This window comes from Streptomyces sp. NPDC056948 (assembly GCF_042674225.1).
Classification (GTDB): Bacteria; Actinomycetota; Actinomycetes; order Streptomycetales; family Streptomycetaceae; genus Streptomyces; species Streptomyces purpurascens.
In genome coordinates this window covers 1-9,640 of record NZ_JBHUQX010000371.1, presented here as the reverse complement: position 1 = coordinate 9,640, position 9,640 = coordinate 1, and the positions used below count along the sequence as shown (strand labels likewise).

The following is a 9,640-nucleotide window of genomic DNA, read 5'->3' as shown; positions in this document are numbered from 1 at the left end:
GCTCCCGCGCGATGTGAAGGCGCTCCTCGTCGGCGCGGCGCCGAGCGGTCTCCTCCCGTGTTCGCTCGGCTTCCTCCGCCCGACGCTCGGCCTGCCGCAGCGCCTCCCCGGCGGCAAAGGCGGCGATCAGCCAGGCGATTTCCAGCACGTTCCGGGCTTGCGCGAACGCCTCACGCGCCGGCCCGTCGCGGAAGACCAGCGCTGTGAGAGGCAGGACGACGAGCAAAGACACGGAAGTTGCCACGGTCACGGCACGATGCCCGGCCCGCACGGCGCCGTACACCGCAACCAGATACGAGACAGCGAGCACCTCAAGACCCGCCGCCTCATACCCCACCGCGCACAGCCCGGTGACAGCCAGCACAGCCATCGGAGCCCTACGACGCGCGACCAGCGCCAGACCGCCCGCCGCCAGCAGCACGGCGCCGAACAGCTCGCGTTCCCCGGCCGGGTGCCGCCCCGACAGCCCGGTTCCCAGCAGCAGTGCCGCCACGCCGACGGCAATCGCCCAGTCCATGGCACCGGCCGGGACACGAAAACGCCCTGTGTCCATGCGCGCACCCTAGCCGGACGCCGCTGAGGGCGAGTCCCGCCCGCGGACGAGCGGCCGGCTACCGCACCCGCGGTAGACGCCCGCCGTCTGCCGCATCCGCAGCAGCCGACTGCCATGAGGACGGCAGTGCGAAAAGACCGCGTCCGCCGGACGACCAGCGGTGCGGTCGGCAGGCACGCTCAAGGCCCAGCGAATCCGCGGAACTCGCCGCGCACGGAGGAGAGTGGCATGAGTGCAACAGATGTCCTGACGGTGGCCGCCGAGGGTGGAGTCATCGGAGACGGGCGGACGGGTGCCAACCTGGCCCTCGGGGTGGGGCTGATCGGCGTGGCCCTTGGCCGGCTGTCCCTGGCCCGCGTCGCCGGCCGCATCAGCACCGGCAGCGCGCGTACCGGCGCCCTGTCGGCCACGGCGGTGGGCCTGGTCGGCACCGTCCTCGCGGTGCTGCATCTGGCCACCTCCAGCGGTGGTCCCGGCACCGGCAACGGGATGGTGGGAGCCATCGTGGCCATCCCCTTGGGGCTGATCGCCGTGGCCCTCGGCAGGCGCGCTCTCGCCCGCTCCCGGCGCACCGAGGGGAGTGCCGGGAGCGTCGGACACGAGCGGGAGTTCGGGTCCACCTCATAAGCACCGCGGGGGCTACGCTGACGGTCCGCCCGGACATGTGAGTTCGGGGCGACACCCCACTCGTGCAGGTGAGCGGTTCAGGACGCCCGGCGGGCGCTGATGGCCTGGCGTATGACGTAGGCGGCGATGCCGGCGGCGAGGACCATGGTTCCCCACGCGACGGAGGCGGCGGGCAGGGTGAAGGCCAGCAGCAGGCAGCCTGCCAGGCCGAGCGCGGGGACGAGGCGGGGCGGGCGGTTCTCGTCCGGCGTGAGCGTCCAGGCGGAGGCGTTGGCGACGGCGTAGTAGAGCAGGACACCGAAGGAGGAGAAGCCGATCGCGCCGCGTACATCGGCGGTGGCGGCGAGCATCGCGACGACGGCGCCCACCAGGAGTTCGGCGCGGTGCGGCACCTGGAAGCGCGGATGAACGGCGGCCAGGACGTGGGGCAGGTGCCGGTCGCGGGCCATCGCCAGGGTGGTGCGGGAGACCCCAAGGATCAGGGCGAGCAGGGAGCCGAGCGCGGCGACGGCCGCCCCGACCCGCACGACGGGTGCCAACCAGTCCGCCCCCGCGGCCCGCACCGCTTCCGACAACGGCGCGGACGCCTCGCCCAGCCCACGGGGGCCGAGCACCGTCAGGACGGCGAGGGCCACGGCCGCGTACACGATCAGGGTGAGGCCGAGGGCGAGCGGGATGGCGCGGGGGATGGTGCGCGCGGGGTCGCGGACTTCCTCGCCGAGGGTGGCGATGCGGGCGTACCCGGCGAAGGCGAAGAACAGCAGCCCCGCCGCCTGCAGCACGCCCGTGACGGTGGCATCGGAGCCGACATCAAGCCGGGCCGCGTCCGCCGTCGGCGAGGTGAGGCCGGCGACCACGACCGCCGCCAGCACCGCCAGCGCGACGGCGACGATCGCCCGGGTCAGCCACACCGACTTTTGGATCCCGGCGTAGTTGACGGCGGTCAGCGCCACTACCGCGGCGACCGCTACCGCGTGGGCGTGGTCGGGCCACACGTACGAGCCGACGGTCAGCGCCATCGCCGCGCAGGAGGCGGTCTTGCCGATCACGAAGGCCCAGCCGGCCAGGTAGCCCCAGAAGTCGCCGAGGCGTTCGCGGCCGTAGACGTAGGTGCCGCCGGAGGCCGGATAGCGGGCGGCCAGCCGGGCGGAGGAGGTGGCGTTGCAGTAGGCCACCACCGCGGCCACAGCGAGAGCGACCAGCAGCCCGGAGCCGGCCGCGCGGGCGGCCGGGGCGAGCGCCGCGAAGATGCCCGCGCCGATCATCGAGCCCAGTCCGATGAGGACGGCGTCGCCGACGCCGAGCCGCCGCTGGAGCTGAGGTGACGCGGTCTGGGCGGGCTGACTCATGACGTGCCTCCGTCTTCCGGCGTGGAGCGTCGGAACTCCCGGCAGTAAGGTACATCAATTCTGTTTGATGTATTTTGGCTTTATGAGGCCCTCGGATCCTGCCGCCCCGGCGTTCGTGCAGCTGGCCGCCCACTCGCTGCGATGGAAGCTGCTGACCGAGCTGGCCGCGAGTGACTACCGGGTTCGTGAACTGGTGGAGCGGGTCGGCCAGCCGCAGAACCTGGTCTCCTACCATCTGCGGCTGCTGCGCGACGGCGGGCTGGTCACTGCCCGCCGCAGCAGCTTCGACGCTCGGGACAGCTACTACCACCTGGACCTGCAGCAGTGCGCTCACTCGCTCGCCGACGCGGGTACCGCCCTGCACCCGGCGCTGGGTGTCGCCTCCACCCCACCGCGGCCGCCCACGCCGTCACCGGCGAGACGACCCGCCGTCCTGTTCGCCTGCACCGGCAACAGCGCCCGCTCACCGATCGCCGAGGCGCTGCTGCGCCACCGCGCCGAAGGTCGGGTCGACGTGGCCAGCGCGGGCAGTCACCCCAAACCCCGGATCCATTCCGACGCCGTACAGGTCCTGCGTGAGCAGCACGGCACCGACATCTCCGGGCAGCGTCCACGACACCTGGACACCCTGCTCGGCCGCCGGTTCGACTACGTGATCAGCCTGTGCGACAAGGTCCGCGAAGTCTGCCCCGACTTCGGCGACCACCCTCGGCTGGTCCACTGGAGCATCCCCGACCCCACCGCAGCCAGTGGCCCCGGCCCGGTCGGCTACCCCGCCTTCGTCCGCACGGCAGCAGAGATCGACACCCGCATCCGCCACCTGTTGCCGCTGCTCATCTCCACGCCACAGGAGGTTCAGCCGTGACCACCCCCGAGCAGTTCGCCAGCGTCCGCTACCTCGTCGACGACGTCCAGGCCGCCATCGACTTCTACACCACCCACCTGGGCTTCACCCTCCGCAGCCACCCCGCCCCCGCCTTCGCCGACGTGACCCGCGGGCCGCTCCGGCTGCTGCTGTCCGGCCCGGCCACTTCCGGCGCCCGCGCCACCCCCAGCGGCCTCGGCGCCGGAGGCAACCGCATCCACCTGACCGTCGACGACCTCGACACCGAGATCGTCCGGCTGCGTGACGCTGGACTCACCTTCCGCAGCGACGTGGTCTCGGGTCCCGGGGGGCGTCAGATCCTGCTCACCGACCCCGCCGGCAACCTCATCGAACTATTCGAACCCACCCGCTGACCCAGAGTTGTTCAGGGGCCCACCAGGAGGGCCGCAGCCACGTCGGTCTGACGGGTCGCAACGCCGTCGACCTGAGGCTCGAACGGAGAACGGGGCAAGCGCGGTCTCGCCGCCGTCGATGTCCCAGAGCGAGTTCTGCGGCAGCCGCCCCAGCGTCCAGCCGGTTGCGCGTGCCCGGCCCAGGCCGAGGAGTTCGGTGAGCAGATCGAAGCGGCGTCGCACCACGCGCAGAGTGCCGCCCTTCGCGACGAAGTCGTCCACCTGCTCGCTCAGCCCAGGAGTTCACGCACCAGTGCCCGGCACCACCACTGCTCCACCCGGTCGGGCGACCACCCGCGTTCGCCGGTCAGCACGGCGTACACATCGATGTTGCACAGCGCCGCGTAGACGTCGACCGCGGACGACACGTCGAGGTCGGGGCGCAGGACGCCGGCCGGCCAGGAGGAGAAGACCTGCACCCTGGTCCGGTCGCCGCGGATGCGGCTGTCGTGGTACAGCGTGGCCAGCTCCGGTTCGGAGCGGCCCGCTTCCCGGATGAGCGTGATGATGTCGCCGGCGCGCTCGTACAGGCGCCGGTCGTAGCCGGCCATCGCGGCGAGTTGCCGGGCAGGGTCCGTCGCGGGTGACTCCAGTTCTACGACCAACTGCGGCACATCGGCCGAGAGGTCGGCCGCGTCGGCCAGCGCCCGGGTGAGTCCCGACTTGTTCCCGTACGCCGCGTAGACGGTCGGCACGGACACCCCCGCCTCGCGCGCCACGTCCCGCACCGTCGTCGCCGCCCACCCGTGCGAGACGAACAGCCGCAGCGCGGCACGGGCGATGTCGGCGCGGGTCTGCTGTGCCTGCGCCGTCCGGCGCAGTGAGTCGTACTGTCGCCGACCCGGCCCCTCGCTCATGTCCTGCCCCTCCCCAACATTAACTTGACGATACTTATAATCAATATATGTTACGTAACCAGCCGGGAACCTCCCCGGCCGCCACGAGTTTCGCCCGGGTCAGCGGCCTCGCCGCTCTGGGCTTCGCCTTCCTCATCGTCGTCGGGAACGTGGTCCTGGTCCCGGCCGGTCTGCCGCGCACGGGCGCCGGCATCGGGGAGGTGGACGGGTTCTTCCGCGCGCACGGGGACCTGGTCGGCATCGGCTCCGCGCTCACGCCGGCGGCCTGGGTCCTGGCCACGTTGTTCGGTGCGGGGGCGGTCCGTGTGCTGTGGCAGTCCGAGCGGGACCGGGGCGAGGCATGGGCCCTCCTCGGATTCGCCGGGCTCATCCTGCAGAACGCCGTCTTCACCGTGGTCATCGCGATCCGGCTGGCACTGGCGTCGACGGCCGCGGACGGCGTCGGCGCGGCCGCGAGTCTGTGGGCCCTCCACGACACCCTGTTCACCCTCAACGGCACCTTCCTGGCCCTGGCGCTTGTCGGACTGTCCCTCGCCGGCATGCGCGGCGGGCTGATCCGGCCGTGGCACGGCAGGTGGGGGCTGCTGTCAGCCGCGCTGCTGTTCGGTTCGGCCGTACTCACCCCGCTGGTCGTCGACCACGTCGGCCCCTTCGGCATCCTCGGCCTCGCCGGTTGGCTGATGTGGGTGGTGTGGGTCGTCGTGTACGGCGTCGTGCTGATGCGTCCCGCAGCGACCTCGCAGCCGCCAACCGGCCCTTGACCGGCGGCCGTTCAGTCCGTTCGGTCCATGGGAGCCTTGCCCTGATCATGATCGGCTTCACGAGCTCGGAGGACACTGCATGACCATCAACCGGCCGGGGCTGCCAGGTGACCTGCCGTCGGCGGAGGTGCTGTGGGCGCGCTGGGCGCTCGTCGCCTCGCTGGAGGCCACCACGGAGGACGAGCAGCAGGCCCATCACCGCACGGGGATCTGGGTGGACGACGCGGGTCTCCATCTGGACGACTCCGGCTGCACGTGGTGGGGCTTCGCACAGCGGGGCGAGGGGCGGTACGTACTCTTCGGCGAGGACGAGTCGAGTGGCGTCAAGTGGCACGAGCCGCCGGTCGACATGCTTGCCGGCGCCCCCGACTGGCTCCCGCACGAGCAGTTGCAGGACCTGCTGATCGGCTATGAACTGGGTTGCGTCTACTGGTACGAAGACGGTGCCTGGGCCCGGGCTCCGTACCCCGCCACCCTGGACGACGACGGCCTCGACTGCGGTATGAGCCGCTTCGCCGACAGGAAGGACGTGCTGAGCGTGATCGCCGACGAGGACCACGGCACCATGCCGGCACACGACGCCGAGACCCTGCTGGCCCACGCTGAGGGCTACCGGCTGACGCCGGAGCTTCTGCTGTCCCTCGTCACCGAGCCCGACTGGCGCCGGCTGGACCGGCCGGCCATGACCAGGGCGCTGGCGCGCGCGGGCCTGCACCGGCCGTGATCCCGCCGGGCCCGGCGGGGCAGTGGCAGTATCCGTCTTCCGTCTGGGGACCGGGCGCGATCTCCAGACGGAAGAAGCAGAATGCCTCGACGGGGACGTCGGCCGGCGCGGCCGCCATCTTCAACTGCTGGGCCACGAGGGCCGCCTCGCCGGTCTTGCCCATCCGAGCAGGAGAGCTGAACACGCCCCTCCCCGTGCCGCTGAGGCACACACCGCCGTCGGGCGCTGCCTGATCTAGCAGTTCGGGTTCCAGACCGGGCAGGTCGCTGGAGCCGGGGCGGGCTCGACTGCAACAACGGTGGGTGAGCTGACCAGCAGTGCACCCGAGGCCAGCACCAGGGCTGCCATCATTTGGGTGGCGCGGGTCGCCTCCGTAAGTCTTTCGGGGGTTACGCGGCTGGGGCGAGTGCGGCAGGTTGATGCTCGCGGTCGGTGGGTTGTTGGGAGTTGCGCTCTATCTGTTCGTGTCGCTCGATCCGGGCCAGCAGGTCCTCGAGGTCGGCCAGGGTGAACTCCATCGGAAGGGCCGAGCGGTCTCGTTGTAACGCCGCGGGCTGGCCATCCACACCCCCAGTAGCGGCGGTTATGAGCCGACGCCGGTCTGGTCCACCGGCGCCCTACGGGAAGCCTCGGACGTGATCTAGATCGCCAACACCGACTCCTGATCGGCGACGCACAAGCAGCCTTGGCCCCTCAACTCCTGAGGAACTCTCGGCGGGGACCACTCAGCGGGTCAGTCTCAGCAGGTAGCTGATGTCTCGGTCGAAGGTGACCTCGCGCAGGATCGTGGTCGGTCGCCCGTCCTGCATGCGCCAGATGAACGTGTAGAGCACCGGCTCGCCGTCCTTGACTCGCCGCATCACGATCGCGGCCTGGCCGCCGAGGTCGGTGGTGGCCGGGAAGGTCACGTCGTCGACGGACTCACCGATCCGCTGTCCCTGCTCGCGCAGCGCCCGGAAGCGGGCCATGAACTGGTCCTTGGTCAGGGTGATCGCTTGTCCTGCCTGGTCGACCCGTACGTTCTCGAATTCGGGGTCGTAGAGCCGGTCCAGCGCGTCAATGTCCATGGCCAGCCCGGCCTTGATATAGGTCCACATGCTGTCCACGAGTGCCTGATTCATGACATCGCCTCTCTATAACGCCGTTACATTGGGAGCTAATATAACAGCGTTATAGGATTGTCGCCATGGATGCAGAGACGATCGTCAGCGAGGGCTTGGCGCTGCTGAAGCGGGAAGGGCTGTCCGGGGTGACCTTCCGCAAGCTCACCGCCAGCTTGCAGGTCAAGGCCCCGGCCATCTACTGGCGGTTCCAGGACAAGCGGGAGCTGCTGGAAGCCATGGCCGAGGCGATGCTGCGGGACGAGTTCGGCGAGCTGGAGCCGATGCCGCCCGGCCAGGCCTGGCAGTCGTGGCTGAGCGAGGTGCTGCGCCGCCTGCGCCGGGCGATGCTCGCCTACCCCGACGGCGCCCGGATCGTGGCCGGCGCCCGGCCGCCGCATACGCCCACGCTCGCGCGCATCCCCGAATACGGCCTGCGCGCGCTGGAAGACAGCGGGCTGTCCCTGCCGGAGGCGGCCACCGTCGTCTACACCGCCGTCCACTACGCCTTCGGCCATGTCATCGAGGAGCAGGACTCGGCCGACGCCCAACCCACCGAGGAGTTCGCGCTGGCCTACCCGACGGTGGCCCGCGTGATGCACGAGGGCCGCCGCGTCGGTCTGACCGCCGACGACGTCTTCGACGCAGGCCTGTCCCTCATCATCGGGAACCGGTGATCAAGCGGAGATCCCGGATCGAGCGACACGAACAGAAGAGCGCAACTCCCAACAGCCCGCCGACTGCGAGCATCAGCCTGCCGCACTTCGCGGCTACCGGCGGGACCGCGCGGGCAGCTTGGACATCCAGCTCGGCAGCCAATGCATGACGGCCACCGTCGCAGCCAAGCTACCGAGTGTCACGAGGAATGCCCCTGGATAGAGGTGGTTCACCCAGCATGGCTGCCACTCGCTGTGACAGGCGGCCGAGGAGCTCTTTCCGGGGATCGCGCGGGATGCGGCCAAGGCGCTCACCAGGGCCACTGCCGCGTACACGATGCCGGCCACGACCCACCGGGGCGAGTACTTGCTCCCATCCGAGTAGACCCGGCGGAAGGAGCGCTTGGCGGCCGTGAACGAGATCGGGAGCAGCACGCCGACGGTGGCGCCGAATCCGATGCCGGACCCCGGCCAGTACGCGGACAGATTCCACAGCTCATCACCGAGCCACAGCGACAGCGCAAGAAAACCGCCGAGGGCTACGAGCACGGTTGCCTGCTTGGCGTTCTTCTTCCAGCTCGTGCTGGGCGCCGAACGCTTCATCAGCAGTCCTCTCGTTGGTCTTGCGTGCGGGTGCGTGCAGCCAATAGTCCGGCGGCCGGAGGCCGCGTGGTCGCCGCTGCTACTTGCTGGGCGTCACACTTTCGCGTGTGATGAGGCAGAAGGGGTGTCCAACTGGGTCGGCGTACACGCGGTAGCCGATCGGCTTGTCCGATCCTTCAAGCAACGTGGCGCCCAGGGCGAGTACCTTCGCCTCTGCCACGTCCAGGTCATCGACCATCACATCAACATGCATCTGGGCCGGACGATCGGGGTCGGGCCACAGGGGCGGCCGGAAACCGCCGACACGCTGAAAGGTCACGATCTCCGTGCCCGTCGTGTTCGCGAGCACCACATAGTCAGACGAGTCCTCCACCCGCGGCAGCGACAGCAGGCTCTCGTAGAAGCTCGCGAGCTCAGATGGGGCAGGGCAGTCAATGACGAGAGAGAACAAGCGTCCGATCATGTTGATCACACTATGCCGCGCACGGAGCAAGAGGGATATGCGCATGCCTGACCGCTCCGCCGCCCAGTGTGAACGCCGCGGCGGCGCCCGCCGCTGCCCGGCTCTGTGAGGAACCCGACGGAGGGGGCAGCCAGTTCGGGGTGACGTAGCCGGGTGGACACGTGCTCCTGTTCACGAGGTGAGACGTGATGGTCCCGCAGGCAGTCGCTGCTGCTGCACGAGCGGGCCGCCCACGAGCTGCGGGCCTTGTGTCAGGGCATCATTCACGAGGCTGACGCCGCACGTCGCATCGCCCGCTTCCCATACCGCCCACGACCTCGGCGGTGCCTTGGCCCTCGCCCGTCTCCTGGTCTTGGCCGACTGGGGGGAAGGCGCTCATTTCTGGCTCGAGTTCGCCGCCGGCGGCGGCCAGGCCACCGGCGCCATCTGCCTCTGCCTCATGCGCCTGCGCCGTGGCGAATGGCGGGACACTAAGTACTGGGCCCGGCAGATCGAAGGGCTCGAACGCGAACCCTGCCAGTACGCGCCCGTACCGCACGAGGTCGTCGACACCACCACCAGCGCCGCCGGGCCCGATGGCCCAGCCCAACACCGACCTCGCCCACCAACTCCAAGACCTCGTCGCCACCGGCCACTAGGCCTGCAACCGCGGGAGCGACCACAGGTCAC

Annotated in this window: 11 protein-coding genes and 2 pseudogenes; 6 read left to right on the top strand and 7 right to left on the bottom strand. The window is 70.3% G+C overall.

Annotated elements, in window-relative coordinates:
• A pseudogene (locus ACFTZL_RS34630) lies at positions 1–553 on the bottom strand (sensor histidine kinase); the annotation flags it as partial.
• A gap of 228 nt (positions 554–781) precedes the next feature.
• On the opposite strand from ACFTZL_RS34630, the gene ACFTZL_RS34625 reads away from it, so the two are divergent.
• Positions 782–1,180, top strand: a complete 399-nt coding sequence (locus tag ACFTZL_RS34625) for a DUF6223 family protein (protein WP_382591182.1) — start codon at positions 782–784, stop codon at positions 1,178–1,180.
• Positions 1,181–1,257: 77 nt separating this feature from the next.
• Here the strand turns inward: ACFTZL_RS34625 and ACFTZL_RS34620 are convergent, their stop codons facing one another.
• Positions 1,258–2,529, bottom strand: coding sequence for an APC family permease (locus ACFTZL_RS34620; RefSeq protein ID WP_382591179.1), 1,272 nt, complete (start codon positions 2,527–2,529; stop codon positions 1,258–1,260).
• An 82-nt stretch (positions 2,530–2,611) separates the two neighbouring features.
• On the opposite strand from ACFTZL_RS34620, the gene ACFTZL_RS34615 reads away from it, so the two are divergent.
• Together ACFTZL_RS34615 and ACFTZL_RS34610 are read left to right on the top strand one after the other, a co-directional pair.
• Entirely contained in the window at positions 2,612–3,394 is a 783-nt protein-coding gene (locus ACFTZL_RS34615; protein WP_382591176.1) for an ArsR family transcriptional regulator, read from the top strand.
• Positions 3,391–3,768 (top strand): VOC family protein, encoded by a 378-nt coding sequence (locus ACFTZL_RS34610; RefSeq protein ID WP_382591173.1) that lies wholly within the window; start codon positions 3,391–3,393, stop codon positions 3,766–3,768. Before ACFTZL_RS34615 ends, ACFTZL_RS34610 begins: the two co-directional genes overlap by 4 nt.
• Here ACFTZL_RS34610 and ACFTZL_RS34605 read toward each other — a convergent pair.
• Positions 3,748–4,008 (bottom strand): annotated as a pseudogene (locus tag ACFTZL_RS34605) (hypothetical protein); the annotation flags it as partial. The gene ACFTZL_RS34610 and the pseudogene ACFTZL_RS34605 overlap by 21 nt on opposite strands.
• 29 nt (positions 4,009–4,037) lie before the next feature.
• The gene (locus ACFTZL_RS34600; RefSeq protein ID WP_382591170.1) at positions 4,038–4,664 is read right to left on the bottom strand and encodes a TetR/AcrR family transcriptional regulator; all 627 of its coding nucleotides are present in this window, start codon (positions 4,662–4,664) and stop codon (positions 4,038–4,040) included.
• 47 nt (positions 4,665–4,711) lie between these two features.
• Here ACFTZL_RS34600 and ACFTZL_RS34595 point away from each other — a divergent pair, with 47 nt between their 5' ends.
• The gene (locus ACFTZL_RS34595; protein WP_382591167.1) at positions 4,712–5,425 is read left to right on the top strand and encodes a 2-oxoglutarate/malate transporter; all 714 of its coding nucleotides are present in this window, start codon (positions 4,712–4,714) and stop codon (positions 5,423–5,425) included.
• Between the two features lie 79 nt (positions 5,426–5,504).
• Complete coding sequence (locus ACFTZL_RS34590; RefSeq protein ID WP_382591164.1) at positions 5,505–6,149, top strand: hypothetical protein; 645 nt, start codon at positions 5,505–5,507, stop codon at positions 6,147–6,149.
• Positions 6,150–6,874: 725 nt separating this feature from the next.
• Here ACFTZL_RS34590 and ACFTZL_RS34585 read toward each other — a convergent pair.
• Positions 6,875–7,270: a hypothetical protein gene (locus ACFTZL_RS34585; protein WP_382591161.1), complete on the bottom strand. Its 396-nt coding sequence runs from the start codon at positions 7,268–7,270 to the stop codon at positions 6,875–6,877.
• A 65-nt stretch (positions 7,271–7,335) separates the two neighbouring features.
• Between ACFTZL_RS34585 and ACFTZL_RS34580 the strand changes: the two genes are divergently transcribed.
• Positions 7,336–7,926: a TetR/AcrR family transcriptional regulator C-terminal domain-containing protein gene (locus tag ACFTZL_RS34580; protein ID WP_382591158.1), complete on the top strand. Its 591-nt coding sequence runs from the start codon at positions 7,336–7,338 to the stop codon at positions 7,924–7,926.
• 93 nt (positions 7,927–8,019) lie between these two features.
• Here the strand turns inward: ACFTZL_RS34580 and ACFTZL_RS34575 are convergent, their stop codons facing one another.
• Both ACFTZL_RS34575 and ACFTZL_RS34570 read right to left on the bottom strand, forming a co-directional pair.
• Complete coding sequence (locus ACFTZL_RS34575) at positions 8,020–8,508, bottom strand: hypothetical protein (RefSeq protein ID WP_382591155.1); 489 nt, start codon at positions 8,506–8,508, stop codon at positions 8,020–8,022.
• 79 nt (positions 8,509–8,587) lie between these two features.
• Complete coding sequence (locus ACFTZL_RS34570) at positions 8,588–8,971, bottom strand: VOC family protein (protein ID WP_382591152.1); 384 nt, start codon at positions 8,969–8,971, stop codon at positions 8,588–8,590.
• Positions 8,972–9,640: the final 669 nt, after the last annotated feature.